This window comes from Labilithrix luteola (assembly GCF_001263205.1).
GTDB classification, from domain to species: Bacteria; Myxococcota_A; Polyangia; order Polyangiales; family Polyangiaceae; genus Labilithrix; species Labilithrix luteola.
This window is the reverse complement of record NZ_CP012333.1, coordinates 1,073,719-1,088,992: the sequence shown is the minus strand read 5'-3', so window position 1 is coordinate 1,088,992 and position 15,274 is coordinate 1,073,719. Positions and strand designations below refer to the sequence as shown.

The 15,274-nt window shown below is 66.3% G+C and carries 13 protein-coding genes; 6 read left to right on the top strand and 7 right to left on the bottom strand.

The annotated features are described in order from the left end of the window. Positions 1 to 5 precede the first annotated feature (5 nt). Complete coding sequence (locus tag AKJ09_RS04935) at positions 6 to 929, bottom strand: zinc-dependent alcohol dehydrogenase family protein (RefSeq protein WP_240488391.1); 924 nt, start codon at positions 927 to 929, stop codon at positions 6 to 8. Positions 930 to 1,134: 205 nt separating this feature from the next. Here AKJ09_RS04935 and AKJ09_RS04930 point away from each other — a divergent pair, with 205 nt between their 5' ends. Continuing rightward, positions 1,135 to 2,064: a LysR family transcriptional regulator gene (locus AKJ09_RS04930; RefSeq protein ID WP_146646023.1), complete on the top strand. Its 930-nt coding sequence runs from the start codon at positions 1,135 to 1,137 to the stop codon at positions 2,062 to 2,064. Positions 2,065 to 2,074: 10 nt separating this feature from the next. On the opposite strand, the gene AKJ09_RS04925 is transcribed toward AKJ09_RS04930, so the two are convergent. The 3 genes from AKJ09_RS04925 to AKJ09_RS04915 all read right to left on the bottom strand — a co-directional run bounded on the left by AKJ09_RS04925 (position 2,075) and on the right by AKJ09_RS04915 (position 6,442). Next, positions 2,075 to 2,851, bottom strand: coding sequence for a hypothetical protein (locus tag AKJ09_RS04925; protein ID WP_146646022.1), 777 nt, complete (start codon positions 2,849 to 2,851; stop codon positions 2,075 to 2,077). Between the two features lie 195 nt (positions 2,852 to 3,046). Further along, positions 3,047 to 4,765 (bottom strand): hypothetical protein, encoded by a 1,719-nt coding sequence (locus tag AKJ09_RS04920; RefSeq protein ID WP_146646021.1) that lies wholly within the window; start codon positions 4,763 to 4,765, stop codon positions 3,047 to 3,049. A 6-nt stretch (positions 4,766 to 4,771) separates the two neighbouring features. Then, complete coding sequence (locus AKJ09_RS04915; protein WP_169927263.1) at positions 4,772 to 6,442, bottom strand: S1 family peptidase; 1,671 nt, start codon at positions 6,440 to 6,442, stop codon at positions 4,772 to 4,774. 324 nt (positions 6,443 to 6,766) lie between these two features. On the opposite strand from AKJ09_RS04915, the gene AKJ09_RS04910 reads away from it, so the two are divergent. From AKJ09_RS04910 to AKJ09_RS04890, 5 genes are read left to right on the top strand one after another with little or no spacing between them, the layout of a single operon-like run. Further along, positions 6,767 to 7,102: a hypothetical protein gene (locus AKJ09_RS04910; RefSeq protein ID WP_146646019.1), complete on the top strand. Its 336-nt coding sequence runs from the start codon at positions 6,767 to 6,769 to the stop codon at positions 7,100 to 7,102. Next, positions 7,099 to 8,316, top strand: coding sequence for a DUF2325 domain-containing protein (locus AKJ09_RS04905; RefSeq protein WP_146646018.1), 1,218 nt, complete (start codon positions 7,099 to 7,101; stop codon positions 8,314 to 8,316). Before AKJ09_RS04910 ends, AKJ09_RS04905 begins: the two co-directional genes overlap by 4 nt. A gap of 56 nt (positions 8,317 to 8,372) precedes the next feature. After that, complete coding sequence (locus tag AKJ09_RS04900; RefSeq protein WP_146646017.1) at positions 8,373 to 9,164, top strand: hypothetical protein; 792 nt, start codon at positions 8,373 to 8,375, stop codon at positions 9,162 to 9,164. Continuing rightward, positions 9,161 to 10,330 (top strand): RCC1 domain-containing protein, encoded by a 1,170-nt coding sequence (locus AKJ09_RS04895; RefSeq protein WP_146646016.1) that lies wholly within the window; start codon positions 9,161 to 9,163, stop codon positions 10,328 to 10,330. The genes AKJ09_RS04900 and AKJ09_RS04895 overlap by 4 nt, the downstream gene beginning before the upstream one ends. Positions 10,331 to 10,383: 53 nt before the next feature. Next, the gene (locus tag AKJ09_RS04890; protein ID WP_169927262.1) at positions 10,384 to 11,211 is read left to right on the top strand and encodes a rhomboid family intramembrane serine protease; all 828 of its coding nucleotides are present in this window, start codon (positions 10,384 to 10,386) and stop codon (positions 11,209 to 11,211) included. Positions 11,212 to 11,220: 9 nt separating this feature from the next. Here AKJ09_RS04890 and AKJ09_RS04885 read toward each other — a convergent pair whose 3' ends face one another. The 3 genes from AKJ09_RS04885 to AKJ09_RS04875 form a co-directional block, all read right to left on the bottom strand. After that, positions 11,221 to 12,252 (bottom strand): hypothetical protein, encoded by a 1,032-nt coding sequence (locus AKJ09_RS04885; RefSeq protein ID WP_146646014.1) that lies wholly within the window; start codon positions 12,250 to 12,252, stop codon positions 11,221 to 11,223. Further along, on the bottom strand, positions 12,249 to 13,685 hold the full coding sequence (locus AKJ09_RS04880; protein ID WP_146646013.1) for a hypothetical protein: 1,437 nt from the start codon (positions 13,683 to 13,685) through the stop codon (positions 12,249 to 12,251). The genes AKJ09_RS04885 and AKJ09_RS04880 overlap by 4 nt, the downstream gene beginning before the upstream one ends. Before the next feature lie 67 nt (positions 13,686 to 13,752). Beyond that, positions 13,753 to 15,270, bottom strand: a complete 1,518-nt coding sequence (locus AKJ09_RS04875) for an acetyl-CoA carboxylase biotin carboxylase subunit (protein WP_146646012.1) — start codon at positions 15,268 to 15,270, stop codon at positions 13,753 to 13,755. Between the last annotated feature and the right edge of the window lie 4 nt (positions 15,271 to 15,274).

Genomic DNA, 15,274 nt, shown 5'->3' with positions numbered 1-15,274 from the left:
GCGGCTCAGATCCGGATCACGATCTTCCCGAAGTGTGATCCGGATTCGAGCTTGGCGAGGGCCGAGCTTGCCCGATCGAAGTCGAAGACTTCGTCGATGACGGGCTTGATTCGCCGAACCTCGAGGGCGCGGTTCATGCGCTCGAACATGGCGACCGAGCCGACGATCGTGCCTTCGAGGTGGATGTTGCGCAGGAGAATCGGCAGCGGGTCGATGCGTCCGTCCTTGCCGGTGAGCAAGCCGATCAAGCTGATACGGCCGCTGGCTTTGACCGCTTCGATCGATCGAGCGAGCGTTCCGGCGCCTCCGGTCTCGATGATCTGGTCGACCCCCTCTCCGCCCGTCAGACGGAGAACTTCGCGCTGCCATTCGGGCGTCGCGCGGTAGTTCACCACGTCGCTCACGCCGAGCTCGCGTAGCCGCGCCGCCTTCGATTCGCTCGATGTGGTGGCGATGACGCGGAGCCCCGCGGCGAGGCCGAGCTGGGCGGCGAAGATCGAGACGCCGCCCGTCCCGAGCACGAGCAGACTCTGCCCGCCGACGAGGCGGTTCGTCGATTCGGCGACGGCATGCCAAGCGGTCACGCCCGCACAGGGGAGCGTCGCGGCTTCTTCGAAGCTCAGGTGCTCGGGCATGCGCACCACGCCCGTCTCCGCGATAGCCACGTATTCGGCAAGCACGCCGTCGACGGACGATTGACCGAGCGCTTCTGCGTGCGTCTTCGTTTCGAACGGTCCGGTTTGCCACGTCGGGAAGTAGGCGAGGCAAACGCGATCGCCCACCTTCCAGCGCGTGACGCCCGGCCCGACGGAAGCAACCTCGCCCGCGCCGTCAGAGAGCGCAACGAGGTCCTTCTTGAGCGTTCCTGCGTAGGTTCCTCGCACCACCATGAGGTCGCGGTAATTGACGGAGGTCGCGCGAATGCGCACGACGATCTGGCCGGGACCGGGGAGGGGTCGGCGAGGGTGACCGGGCGCCAGGCGTCGACACCTTTTTCCGGATTCGCAATGACGATGGCCTTCATGAGCTGTCCTTTCGTGGTGGCTTCGAACGACGGCCAGTCTTCGCTCGTGCGTGAAAATCCGGTAGAGCCATGATTCGAACTGGACTCGTGCTATTTGAGAACGAATCAAGATGGGCACGCTGGACGGCATCGAGATCTTCACCTCGACGGTGACGGCGGGTAGCTTCGCGAGCGCTGCGCGTCGTCTCGGCGTCACTCCCTCGGCCGTCAGTCGACGCGTGGCCCAGCTCGAGGAGGAGCTCGGCGTGCAGCTCCTCGCACGCACCACGCGAACGCTGCGCCTCACCGACGACGGGCGCGCCTTCTACGATCGATGCCTGCGTATCATCGAGGAGCTAGGCGAGGCGCGGGCCGCCATCGCGCGCTCCGGCGGCAAGCCGTCGGGAACCTTGCGCGTCGATGCGCCCGTCGCGCTCGGCCGCAAACGAATCGCCTCCGAATTGCCGCGCTTCTTGGACCGCTATCCGGATATTCGGCTCGACATCACGTTTCGTGATCAGCTCGTCGACCCGATTGCCGAAGGGCTCGACCTCGTGATCCGCATTGGGGCCCTCGCAGACTCGACGCTCGTCGCGCGCCGCCTGGGCGAGAGCCGCATCGTGCATTGCGCGTCACCACCGTATTTGCGCAAGCGCGGAATGCCGAAGACGCCGCGGGATCTCCAGAAGCACGCCTGCATCGGATATCTCTCCGAAGGGCGCCCGCTCAGCTTCCGTTTCGTGACCGACGAAGACATTGCGGTGGTCGATATCCAAGGACCGTGCAATGCCAACGACGTCGACTTGATGCTGACCATGGCCTTGGCCGGGAAGGGCATTGCTGGCATCTTCGACTTCGTGGCGCACGAGCATCTCGAGCGCGGCACGCTCGTCGAAGTCCTTGCCGACCATCCCGGCGCTGTTTGGCCGATTCACGCGCTCTATCCGAAGAACCGGCACCTCTTGCCGAAGGTGAGCGCATTCCTCGACTTCGTCGCGAGTGTACTGCGCGCCCCCGAGTCCACCGTCAGCCGCGGCACGTCTCGCCGCGGCCGACGGTAACCCTCGTCGTCTACTTCTTGGCGGTGCAGTCGATGGGCGCGCCTGCTTCACCCGGGTCGAAGAGGTGATTCGCGTTGGCGTCGCTCCACGCGGTGTTGCCGTCACAAGCCGTGTTTTGACCTGCCACGTCGATCGTCTTGGCAACGTGATTGCCGACGAGCGTGGAGTTGTTGCCCCGAATGGTCAACGAGCCACCGACGGCGCACTCCGCGACGACGGAGTTGTTGCCTTCGATGTGCAGGTCGCCGTCGATGGCGCAAAGAACGAGCGTCGCGTTGTTTCCGACGATGGTGACGTTCTGCTTCACTGTCACTCCGCGCATCGCGAAGTTGTTGCCATCGGCGTCGACACTGCCGCCGATCACGGAAACCGCGGGGCCTTGACCGTAGATCGTGACGTTGTTGCCGCTGGACGAGACGTCTCCCGCAATGCCCCCGCCGCCATCGGCGCCGCCGACGGAGACGACACCCTTGTTGTCCTTGCCGAGGTCGACGTTGCCCTGCGAGTCGACGGGCGTCGGCGTGCTCGATGCGGGGTAGCAGACCACCGTGAGGACCTTGCCCTTCGAGTCGACGATGACGTCGGCCCGCTGGCCCTCCTTGCACTTGTCTTGCGGTTTGACGCACTCGCCCGAGTCGAGATGGATGCAGTCCGCGCCACCCGGCGTGACGTAGGCCGTGCCGCCCTTGCCGTCTCCGATGACGACGGTCTTGTCCGGCTCGCTGGTGTACGGCGAGAGGTTTCCGGACGAGGGGCCGTCACTACCCCCACACGCGACGAAAGACACGATGATCGATGCAAAGCAAGTAGCAGAAAGCAACGCCGAACGAATGGGCATGAATCCTCCGAGGCGGAGCGAAAGCAATTCCGGTGCTCCGCTCGGAGGTCACGATTCGGCCGCGTTTTCAGGAGTGAAGAGGCTTCGTCGTGGTCATGACGTCGACCACAGCTGGCCATCGGTCCGACCGCCGGCGTCGGGCCGTCAGTCGTCGTCGTCCTCATCGTCGCTGTCGTCGCCTGAAGCCAAAAAGGAGATGACGTCGCCGACGGCTGCGCTGTCGACCCGCGAGCGCAAGCGGAGCTCACCGCCCTTGCCGTCAGGAGAAGAGACGAAGCTCACGGGAATCGGCGTCCGTCCACCGGTGGGCATGGAGGCCGCCGCGACGAGCAGCTCGGCGGAGCGAAGGATCGACGGTGTGGAGTCGAGATCGTGACCTGCCCAGGCGAGCGCCTCGGCACTGAAGACGGCGGCGCCGGTCGCGGGGGTTCGAAGGAGCTCGCCCCCGACGCGCTCTCCGAGGTGGCGTCCTTTCGGATCGACCGACGCACGAAGGCGTGCCGCGATGGCCAGCTCGTCTTCTCCGATGGCAAGCCAGGTACGCGAGCCATCGGGCACGACGAAGATGTAGGTCGTCGGCTTGGGCTTGTCCTTCGGATTCTTGGCCGTGTGGACTTCGACGAACTCCGTGGTTCCGGCGGGAAGTCCGAGCGCCTTCGTCGGGCTCACGATGCGGGTCTTCGTGGAGGACGTCTTCCCCTTGGAGTTGCAGTCGAGTGACTCGAGCTTGCGGAGCGCGCCGAGCCATCGCTCGGTGGGTTCCTCGAAGCCGAAGAGCGCCCAACTGCTCAGTGCTATTCGCGCGCGCTCGACGGAATCGGGATTCGACCCGGCTTTGCCGACGAGCGACTTTGCTGCCGACTCGGCCTTGGAGCGGTCGTAGCCAATCGCGAAGGCCACGCTGCCGCCCGTGAAGAGGATGGTGTCGAAGGCTTCGCGCGCGGCACGGGCGTCGCCCTCCGAACAGTCGGAGACGAGCGCAGCCTCGGCAATCTCTCGCAGTTCCTTCGTTGCGCCGGGCGGCGGCGCATGAGCGAAGAGCGCAATTTCGGAATCCTCGGGGAGGAGCGCGAACGTGGTGGGGGGCGCTTTGGCCGGCGCTTCGAAGACGGTATGCCAGATCGGGCTTTGGCCCTTCACCTGCATTGCCAATCGGACGTCGAATCCACCGTCGTACGACACGTCGGCCGTGAAGCGCCCGAGGTCGGCGACGGCGGTGTCGACGAATGCGTCGCTTGCGTCTTTGCTGGTGTCGCCGGCGGCCGCCTTGGCCGCCTGCTTCCGTGCTTTCTGCATTTTCGCGGCGACGGTCGTATCCATCTCGAAGCGGAGGTCCGAGGTCATGCCGGCTGGTACGTTGACCGCCCCAGGACCAAGGGTGGCCAGCGTTTCTTCGTTGCCGGCGCACACCTTTCGCGGGCCGTCCGAGCCGCGAACGACGTCGCAAACGAACTTGCCGCTCTTCCCACCGGCCACAGCGGCAATTCCGAGTTTCTCGAGGTGCGCGCGCGCCGTTTTCTCTTGGCCGGGGACGATGGCGAGCGAATACGCAAAGACCCGATCTTTGCCCGTGGTGGTGAACACGACGGGCCGCTCGAGGTCGGCGTCTTCGTCGGCGGCGAACAGATCGATGAGCTGGCCGATGCTCGCGTATCCCTTTCGGTGCGCGATCATCTGGCGAAGAAGGGGGAACGTCTTGCGCGGTTTGGCGATCGTGACCGCGAACGGCGCAGCATTGGCCGACGCGCTCTTGCCCGCAGGCTGACTGGAGGCCTCCTTCGGGGTGGGCGCATTCGTGTGGGCACCCGCGCATCCCGCGGAAAGACTTGCGAGGAGCGCAAACGATGTGAGGCGAATGTTCATCGGGGATTATTTCTTCTTGTTCTTCGTGATCGCCGGTGCTTTGGCCGGTGCGCTGGGCGCCGGAGCAGGAGTCGTCTCCGGTAATTCGATATCCATGAGCGCGATGCGCCCGTGTTCGCGGGCGAATCGGAGCTTACGCACGGAGCCGTCACCGAACGTGAGGGAAGGGGGCGCACCGGCGGTATCCGTGCATCCCTCGAAGACCTGGATGCCGTTCGCGTAGCTCGCCTCGTCGATGATTCGGCCGGCGACGTCTTGCGAGATGGCCTCGAGCGGCTCGCTCGTGAACCGCTCGAAGGCCGCGGGGTCACGCGACATCGCTCGGTTGTAACTCTCGATTCCGATGGCCGTGACGATCTCGGTGCCGAGCATCTTGCGAATGACCGAGGTGCGCGGCTCCGGTGATGCGAGCTCCGACGCGAGCGCCAGACAGGCCTTACGCTGCGCGCGCTTCTCGTCGCGTGGATGGAGGACCGAGTCGAGCGCGCGTACGAGTGCGGAGGCAGGAACGGCAAGGGCGACGCCGTCGCGGCCACGCATCTTGAAGGCGTTCACGCCGAGGAGCTTTCCGTCTTCCGAGGTGAGCGGGCCTCCGCTCGAGCCGGGATCGATCGGGGCAGAGTGCTGGACGTGGAAGAGGCCGTTGCCGTCGTCGTTCTTGAGAAGCACGCGCTCGTTGGAGACGAACCCGCGTGTGGTCTGGAACGAAGGCGACCCCATCAGGCCGGGGTAGCCCGTGGCGACGACCGCTTCTCCATCGTGGGCGAGATGAGGCGAAAACCCCAATCCACCCTTTTCGGCGACACGTGCCGTCGCCGGAATCCCCAGAATCGCAAGATCGTACGCGTCGTCGAGGTGAGCGATGGAGACGTTCGAGAGTCGCTCGCCGCCTTCGAGAACGATGTCGAGCTTGGTGGCGTGCTCTACGACGTGTCGATTCGTGATGACGTACTTTGATATCGTCTGGCCGTTGCGAAATGCGAGAACGATGCCGCTTCCGGTCATCCCACCGGCAATTCCCGAATAGAGCGAGGCGAGATCGCGTCGCTGGGTGTTGTTGGCGGCGTAATTGAACTGCGAAGAGAGGGCTTCGGCCGGTCGCGCTTCGATGACGACCGTGAGCTTGCGGAGATTGGGAGCGGTATCGGAATACAGATCCGACACCTGCGCCGGAGCATCGGCCGTGGCGCAGCCGTTCGGCCATGCCGCCGCGAGCTCGAGGGCGCGATCGCGGTGTGCCCACGGTCGGGAGGCGATCTCCTGTGATGCCCGGGCGCTTCGAAGCGCTTCGGCTGCTCGTCGTACCGCGGTCTCGGCATCACGAATCTCGTGACGGCCTTTGGCATCACGAAGCGTGGAGAGGGGCTCGGCGAAGGCGCTCACGCTCTTCTCGCTACCCCATGCGACGCCTCCGGCCGCCTGCGCGATACGCTCGCAGTTCGGAGACTTCACGTCTTCGCAGCTGTCGAAAAGGTGACTGACGGCGACTTGCGCATCGCGTGTGGGCTGACGCGCCGCGGTCGCGAGCGCGGTGAGGGCTTCGATGCGCGCCGTGGCCTCGGCTCGCAGTGCATCGCGAACGACGGCGTACGCTCTGCGGGCCTCGGACCCGTCGTCGGGAAGCGGCATGCCGAGCGCTTCTTCGACTTCGATGGCTCGGAGAAGTGGGGTCGCCACGTCGCCGTTGTCGAACGAATGGAGCGCTCGGACACGGGCGACCTCACGCTCAGGGACGCCCGCGGCACATGCCGTCGCCTTGGGCGAGGGGCGTCCGGACGCCGTCCGGGCTTCTCGTGCCGGCGCACACGCGGTGGCTGAACACGCAAGGGCGCAGGCGACCAGAATCCGGCTGGGCGAGAGTGCGAGCATCATCCCCCTCCGAATCATCGCCGAAGCTACGCCGTGCGTCCCCATTTCCTCCCCCAAGAGCCTCGAGCGTACCGCCGGTCGCGAAGAAACGCGCCTTCGAGGGCCGCAGCAGCGCTGGCGAGGGAATGCCCATTGACAGGGTCGGTCTTCAGCGTCAGGCTGTTAATGAAAATGGCTTTCATTTTCAATAGTAGGTCTGCAGGAGCTCGGATCGCGGAGCGCCGCGCATCGTCACCTGTGGCGAGCACCGATGGGCGACTCGGCATCGGGCTGATGGCGATGGGAGCCTTCGTCGTCGCCGGGATATTCCGCCTCTGCGTCGGCATCTCGGACGCCGCCTACCTCGTGGTCGCCGGGATGGCGCTCGCCGCGTTGGGTATGGCGCTTATCGACCCGGACGAGCGAACCTCGCAGGCTTCGACGCTACGAAGGGCCCCCCGCCCTCGTGAACGGGGGTGGATCCAGTGAGCTGCGAGATGGGCGGACCGAGCATCGTCGAGCGCCGGCGCATCTGGCAGGTCGACCCGCGCATGCACTGCGCGGTCGTCGGCACGTGCTTGGCACTCACCGATCTCCACGCCCTCGCGCGTCGTGCGCGCTGGCGCCTCGACACGAGCGTGTCTGCCTACGACGTCCACTCGTGGTTCGTCGATTACATGGCCTTCCCCAACGAGCTCTCGAAGCTCGCCGACAAGGAGCTCGAGAAGCGCCATCGCGTGACCGCAAAGCCGTTTCGGCGGGCACGCACGGAAGCGGAGCTCGAGGCGGTCTGGAAAGAAGTCTGCGCGAAAGGGCAGATCGCCGGAGCGTTCTGGGGTGCCATGAGCCACCCGCGCTGCTCGGAGGCACTGCAGTGGCGACTCTTCGGCGAAGTCCACATGCTGTCGCATCTCGTTGGGTCGTCTCGGCGCGGCGATGCGTGCCGTATCCACGAACTGGAGATTGCCAACGCGGCGCTCGACGAGCGGCTGGTCCAGAGCAAACAAGACCATCGCGCGGTCGTGAAGGAGCGCAAGAAGCTGGAGGAGGACCTCGCGTTGCGAACGAGGGACCTCGAACGAGCAGAGTGGCGCTCGCGGAAGGCGCTCGAGAAGATCGCTGCGCTCGAAGAGGTGTCGACGTCCGGCCAATTGCAAGCCCGCGTCGACGACCTCGCGTTGCGCCTCACCGAAGCCCATTCGCGAGCCGTTGCCGTCGAGGCGTTGCTCGCCGAAACGCGCGTGCTGCTCGAAGAGGCTCGGCGCGAGGGCGCGGCTGCCAGCGAGCAAGTGCGTGAGCTGACGGCCGAGAATCAGGCGCTCGAAATCGAACTGGCGACGAGCGTGACCTGCCCGCTCCAGCAGATGAGCGAGGACGACGAGGACCAGGTTGGTCCTGCGTTGCACGGCAAGCGCATCCTCTGCGTTGGCGGCCGAAGCAATCTCGTCCAGTACTACCGAGCGCTCGTCGAACGCCGCGGCGGTGAGTTTCTCCACCACGACGGCGGTCTCGAAGAGTCTCTCGACGCCGTGACGCGTGCGTTGACCACGGTCGACGCCGTCGTCTGCCCCATCGACTGCGTGAGCCACGCTGCGTGCTTGAAGGTGAAACGCGCCTGTAAGCATCTCGCGAAGCAGTTCATTCCGCTTCGGAGCTCGGGATTGTCCTCGTTCGCCCGCTGTCTCCGCGTGCTGGCCGTCTGATTTTCGCGGCGATGCGCCTCGTCGCTCGGGGAGGCGGCGTGTACTCTCGCGATGGCATGAGCGCGAAACGTCTCGGCGCACGACACGTGGGGCTCGTCGTGGGTTTCATCGTGGCCAATCATGTGGCGAACCTTCCGAAGGCCGAGGCATGCTCGTGCATGGCGCCTCGCGAAGTTCTCGTGGGGCCCGACCGAGTCGATGATGCGCCGCTCAACACGCGCGTACGCTTCGAGGTGCCGAGCGGAGCGAAGGGCGATTTCGTGCTGCGCGCGTACGAAGGTGCGAGGGTCGAGACGACGGCGCGGACGTTTTTGGACGGTGACCTCACGTTCGTGGAGCTCACTCCGAAGTCGCCGCTCGCTCCGTTCACTCGCTACGAGATCGCCGTCGTGCGTCCTTCCGAATATCCGTGCACGACGGTTCTCGGCACGTTTCGAACCGGAGTCGTGGCCGACAACCTGGCGCCGAAGCTCGAGTCGGTGGGACGGGCCGTGGCGCGAGGGGGCGCGCACCCGGGCGGCGGAAACTGCAGCATCGCCGGACCGTGGATCGAAGTCGGGCCGGTGAAGGTCAGCGATCCCGACCAGCCCAATGCGCGGTTGCTCCTCGCCGTCTGGATGGGGGACGCGGCCGGAAACGTCGACACGTCGAAGCCGCCGACCACCATCCTTCCCATCCGCGGCGAGAAGCTCACCATCGGAAAGAGTTCGTTGTGCGATCCACACGACGTCGCCATCCCGCGCGCGCCGTTCGTCTCCCTTGCGGTGGCGGCGATGGATGATGCGGGCAACCTGAGTGCGCCGCGGAAGTTGCGCGTCGATCAGCGTGCCGTCGGAGCGATACCGTGAGGCGCAGCGTTCTTCTTCTCGCCATCGTCGTCGAAGGAGGCTGTGGCTCCTCGACCCGTAGCAGCCATGCCCAGACGGTCGAGGTGGTGCCGGCTCGGGCGACGCCGCTCGACGTCGGATCGTCGGCGCCGCCATCGGCTCGGCCGGAATCACCGGTCCAGATCGTACTCGGGCTCGGGCCCCTGTGTGCTCGTGTCGAAGGTCGCGTGTTCTGCGCCACGCTCGATCCGGAAACGGTGCTCGCCAGCGAAGCGAACGCCATCGCCGGCATCGACGACGCGACCAGCCTTGTCGTCGGGCAATCGTTCGCGTGCGTAACGACCCGACGAGGCACCGTGAAGTGCTTCGGCGACAACACGTTCGGTCAACTCGGAGCGAAGTTCGGAGGAGAACGCAGCGTCGAGCCGCTCGAGGTCGTCGGTATCGGCAATGCCGACCGCGTGATGGCTGGGCCGTTTCATGCGTGCGCCCTGCTCGCGGACAAGAGCGTTCGCTGTTGGGGACGCAACGAACACGGACAGACGGGCAGCGACACGATCCATCTGCCCGAAGCGCGCGAGCTCGTTTCCGCAACGGTCGTTCCGAACGTCCAAGCGCGTGACGTGGCGCTTTCGTTCGGTTCGACGTGCGCGGTTTCGACCGACCGCACCGTCGTGTGCTGGGGCGAACCCCAATCCGACGGAAGCAAAGTTGCAGGTCGGAACGAGCGGCCGAAAGCTCTCGATGGACTCTCCGATATGGACACCGTCGTGGGCAGCGAATCGGGGTTCTGCGCGGTCCGTCGCGGGAAGGTGTCGTGTTGGGGTGATCTGCGGGGGCTCGTCAAAGGGGCGGGGCCCGGCGACAACGTCGCCACGGTACCGGGGCTCGACGATGCCAAACGGGTGCGCGTTGCGTCCGATCACGGCTGCGCGGTTCTCGGCGACGGCCGCGTGGCATGTTTTGGGTATCCGTACAGTCGGGCGCTCGGTGGTGCGACGGACGAGAGCGGCTACGATGCCGTGCCCGCGGCGATCGTCGAAGGGCTCTCGTCGGTGGTGGACGTCACCGTGTCCCCCGGGCTGTCGTGTGCCCTGACGCGCGACCGCGCGCTCTATTGCTGGGGGCAGTGGTATGCGGGAAGCATTCGTGTCGAACCGAAGCCGATTCGCTTTCGGCTCCAGTAGCGCTCTCGCTCTTCGAGTTCGCCTTCGAAACGTGTCATGCTCGAGGGAGAACCATGGCACGTCGTGACGAATGGCTGGACCGTTTCACGTTCGGCGGTCGCTTGCCCGGAACGGTCGGCGTCATCCTGGTCGCGACGGTCGCGGCCTCGTTCTTGGCCGCCTTCACCAGCCGTCACGTCGCCCCGTTGTTCGAGCTCGCCGCGCTCCGCCCGGAGCTCGTGCTTCGCGGTCAGATCTGGCGACTCGTCACATGGCCGTTCGTCGAGCCAAGCCCTCTCCATCTGATTTTCGAATGCCTCTTCTTGTGGTGGTTCGGGCGGGACCTCGCCGACGAATGGGGCTCGCGTCGCTTCTTCCAGGTCTGGTTCGGCGTGACGCTGTTCGCGTCGGTCGTGACGTCGATCGTGGCCCTCGTCGACCCCGCCGTGCGGGTGCAGAGCTACCTGGGCGGCATGGGTGTCGCCGAAGCTCTGATCGTCGGCTGGGGCTTGTGGTTCCCCGATCGCGTCGTTCGGATCTACTTCGTTCTGCCCATCAAAGGCCTCTGGCTGGCCTGGCTCACCATCGCGATCACGATCGTCTTTGCCGTTTATGAGGGATGGGAGTTCTACCTGCCCACGCTCGCGGCCGAAGGCGGAATGCTGGCGTGGCTCTTCCGCCGGTCGTTCGTCGGCCGCTGGTCGTCGTTCCAGCGCCAGAGGCGCGCGAACGCCCAGCAAGCACAGGCGCGAACGGTGGCGAAGAAGCGCGCCGCGAGTGCCGCCCACCTTCGCGTCATCGAGGGCGGCGACCACGACCCGCCCGCGCTCTCTCCGGAGCTCGAGGGAAAGATCGACGCCCTCCTGCGGGGCGCTCAGAAGGCCGGACCGAAGAAGGAGTGAAGCCGCGCGTTACAGCGTTCCGCGCGCGAGGACCGTTTCGGCTTCGACGTCGGCCGTGAAGGGAGGCGTCTGGCCCACGCCCGTCACACGCTGGTAGACCAACTCCCACGAACAGCCGCCCTCCGGCGCCGCGACGTCGAGCTCGAAACGACGTGACGGCGCGAGGCGGGTGTCCGTCGCCTCGAAGCGAGAGGTCTTTCCGTTCGCCGGATCACGGGTGGCCCGGAAGGAACGTTCGAACGATTGCTCGCGCACACCGCGGGCGGTCTTCAAACGGAGGACGAGGCGTCGAAAGAGATCGCCGGTGGGAAACGCATGGCCGACGCCAAGCGACGAGAGCTCGAACGATAGATGCCCGTTCGCCTCGCGCGAGGCTTTCACGTGGAGCGCGGCGGCGAGCATGGTCGCGTCGCGCGAAGCGGTGAATCGATGCGAGCGACGGCCGGAGTCGCTCTTCGGCATATGACAGGTCGTACACGTGCGATCGCCGTAGGTCGACGTCGCGTGTTCGGTGGCCGTCTTCTGCATCAGGCCTTTTTCGCCGAGTGAGCCTGAATTCGGAAACGCGAATTCGTGACAGGAGGTGCAGGCGCGCGTGCCGAAGTTCGGAATGCGCTTCACCGCATGCGGGCCGTTCGAGCCCGTGTCGTGACCTTCGCCGGTGACGATCGTCCCGTTCGCGTCGGGCACGTGGCACGTGACGCACGCCACTCCGTGCGATCGGGCGAACGCATCGGGCTCGGTCGCCGGACCATGTTCGGGCGCATGGCACGAGCGACAGAAGGCGGCGGGCTCGATTGCGTAGCCCTTCTGGAACGAGGGCTCGACGAACGCCTGCGCATGGAGCGACCCGTCGTGGTCACGTGCGACGCCCGCATGACACGCGACGCATCGAGCATTCACTTGCTCGCGTGACCCTCGCGCGTACGCCGACGTGGCAGGCGCGGGAAGGCGAAGCGAGGGCCGGCCGTCGGCCTCGGCGCTCACGGCTCGAGGCACGAGCGCGAAGGCGAGCGCGAGTCCCCACGCCGTTCGCTTCACGGGATCGTCACCGGCTCCTGCGGTCGTCCACGCCGGAGAACGATCGGAATCGCAGGACCGTCGAAGGCGCCGCCGTCACCGCATTTGCCGGCAACCCAGAGATCGTCCTGACCTCGAAGAACGATCGACGTCGGGATGCACGCGAAGGCCTTCGCCTTCTCGGCGTCGGAGGTGGCCGCGCGAAAGCCGCCGCCTGCCTTCTTCACGAGCCGTGGCATGGGGAGCTTCAACGTCTTGCCGTCGGGACCCACGCGCACCAGCTCTTCTTGGATCGTCTGGGTGTAGCAGCGCCGGATCGCATAAACCGTGTCGCCGGCGAGTCGTGCGGTAGTGAGGCTACAAGACTCGTTACCGGCGACCTTCCGCGGCTGAGGCTTGTCTCCGTTCAGGATGAACGTCGTGAGCACGTCGGGCTTCCAGCCCTCCGCAGTGAAGGCCGAGCCCGGCGGGACCACGAGCGCGGCCGAGCCGGTTTCGTGGACGTTCACCGAATACGCATCCACCGACATTCCGAAGTCGCGCTGGATGGGAATCATCTTCGTTCCCTCCTTGGTGATGCGCGCGACGTGAATTCCCGAATACCCGAACATCGGATCGTCGCCCTTCGGCGGGGTTGCGATCGTTCCCACGAGTGTGAGCGTCGAGCGATCCGACGACGCCGTCCATCCCAGGAAGTGCGGGTGGAGTGAGACCCCCGCATCGGACAGCGAGCCGTCGGGCGCGAGATACGTGAGCGAAGTGCCGGGCGCGGGTGGCGAGTAATAGGGATTCGCATTCCACATGATCTGACCCGAGACGATCAGCGCGCCCTCGCGATAGGCGAGAAACCCGAGCGGATACCAATCCATGCCCAGAGGTTTGGCCTCTTGCCACGCTCCCGGGCCCGCGGCCTCGGGGTGGTAGACGAAGAGCGTCGGCTCCGGCGACTCCATGCGGCCGTTGACGCTCTTCGTTCGCAGCGCGAAGAGATGCGGGTACGCGCCGACGACTTGCATGTTGTGCACGCCCGGCTTGTACGGAAACTTGGCCAGCAGGTCGGGGCCCTTCACGAGGGCGCCGTCGCCTTCGGCGTAGGCATCGAGATTGCGCGCCGAGAGCCAGACGCGATCGCCGATTTCCTGCAACCAGAGAATCTTCGAATTGAACGTCGTGCCGATCGCGACGAGCTCGAGGCCGTCCGAAACGAGCGGAAGCGGCGCGAGCGGTGTCGACGCGGCGACGGGCGGCGCGCCGGCATCGGGCCTCGGCGGCGGAGACGCAAGCGGGTTTCCGCCATCGCGCGGCGGCGACGACCGAACGACGGGCGCCGCAGCAGCGTCGGCATCCGACGCCGACGCGTCCGGTGCCGAAGAAGGAGGTGTTGTCTTCTTGCAGCCGCATGCCAACGCGAATGCGCATGCAGCAATCCCCGTCGCGAGACGCGAAGCACCCATCACGTACATCGTGCGGGAAGGCGCGACGCGTGGGAAGGGTGCTTCGTAGGGCTGGAAAGCCGACGCGCTAGCGAAGCTGGCGGGCGCGGTGGGTTTCGACCCACGGCGAGAGGCGCGAGCCGGATTCGCCCTGCTGCGCCGTGTTGGCGCCCGTCGCTCGCTCCATGCGAGCCGCGGCGATGGCCACGGCGGCGGCGACGGCCTGCTGATCGGCCTCGGGGACGAGGGGGTAGCCGAGGAGCTGGTCCGCGTAGCGCTCGATGAAGCCGGTGTCGTAGCGACCCGCGACGAACTCGGGGTGCTGGAACAGCTTCTCGTGGAAGGCGAGGTTCGTGCGGATGCCCGTCACGATGTACTCGGACAGCGCGCGGCGCATGCGGGCGACGGCGCGCTCGCGGGTGGGCGCCCACACGCAGAGCTTCGAGACGAGCGGGTCGTAGAAGCTCGAGATATTGGCGCCGGGATAGGCGCCGCCGTCGTCGCGGACGCCCGGGCCTGCAGGCGTGACGAGGTGCTCGATGCGACCCGGGGAGGGGAGGAAGCCGTTCGACGGGTCCTCGGCGTAGACGCGGCACTGGATGGCGGCGCCGCGCGAGACGAGGTCGGTCTGTGTAAACTGCAGTTTTTCGCCCTGCGCGACGAGAACCATTTCGCGCACGAGATCGAGACCGCTGACGAGCTCCGTGACGGGGTGCTCGACCTGCAGGCGCGTGTTCATCTCGAGGAAGTAGAAGCTTCCGTCGTCGGCGAGGAGGAACTCGAACGTACCGGCGCTGTGGTAGCCGACGGCCTTTGCGCCCTGGACGGCGATGGCGCCCATGCGGGCGACGAGCTCGCGCGAGGCGGCGGGCGAGGGCGTCTCCTCGACGACCTTCTGGTTGCGGCGCTGGATCGAGCAGTCGCGCTCGAAGACGTGGACCATGTTGCCGTCGCGATCGCCGAGGACCTGAATCTCGACGTGGCGCGGGCGAAGGATGGCCTTCTCGATGTAGACCGTGTCGTCGCCGAAGAACTTCTTCGCTTCCGAACGGGCGCGCTCCCAGGCGCTGGCCATCTCGTTCTCGGCGTTGACGAGGCGCATGCCCTTGCCGCCGCCGCCGGAGGCCGCCTTGAGCATGACCGGGAAGCCGATCTTCTTGGCCGCGGCGATGGCTTCGTCCGTCGTTTCGCACATCGCGCCGGGGACGATGGGAACGCCCGCGGCCTGCATTTTGATGCGGGCGGCCGTCTTCGAGCCCATCTGACGCATCGCGCTGGCGGGCGGGCCGATGAAGGTGATGCCGGCGCGCTCGCAGGCCTCGGCGAAATCGGGGTTCTCGCTGAGGAAGCCGTAGCCGGGGTGGATGGCGTCGCAACCGGCCTTCTTGGCGACGTCGATGACCTTCTCGATCCGGAGATAGCTCTCGGCCGCGGGCGCAGGACCCACGTGGTACGCCTCGTCGGCGACGCGGACGTGGAGCGCGGCGCGGTCGGCATCGGAGTAGATCGCGACGGCGCGGATGCCCATCTCGTGGAGCGTGCGCGTGACGCGGACGGCGATCTCGCCACGGTTGGCGACGAGGACTTTCTTGAAGGCGCGCGGCATGGTT

Bases quoted from the DNA above. Each gene is read 5' to 3' on its own strand.
- AKJ09_RS04900 (WP_146646017.1), top strand. From the start codon at position 8,373: ATGAGCGCGAAACGTCTCGGCGCACGACACGTGGGGCTCGTCGTGGGT.
- AKJ09_RS04880 (WP_146646013.1), bottom strand. From the start codon at position 13,685: ATGGGTGCTTCGCGTCTCGCGACGGGGATTGCTGCATGCGCATTCGCG.
- AKJ09_RS04890 (WP_169927262.1), top strand. From the start codon at position 10,384: ATGGCACGTCGTGACGAATGGCTGGACCGTTTCACGTTCGGCGGTCGC.
- AKJ09_RS04920 (WP_146646021.1), bottom strand. From the start codon at position 4,765: ATGAACATTCGCCTCACATCGTTTGCGCTCCTCGCAAGTCTTTCCGCG.
- AKJ09_RS04875 (WP_146646012.1), bottom strand. From the start codon at position 15,270: ATGCCGCGCGCCTTCAAGAAAGTCCTCGTCGCCAACCGTGGCGAGATC.
- AKJ09_RS04930 (WP_146646023.1), top strand. From the start codon at position 1,135: ATGGGCACGCTGGACGGCATCGAGATCTTCACCTCGACGGTGACGGCG.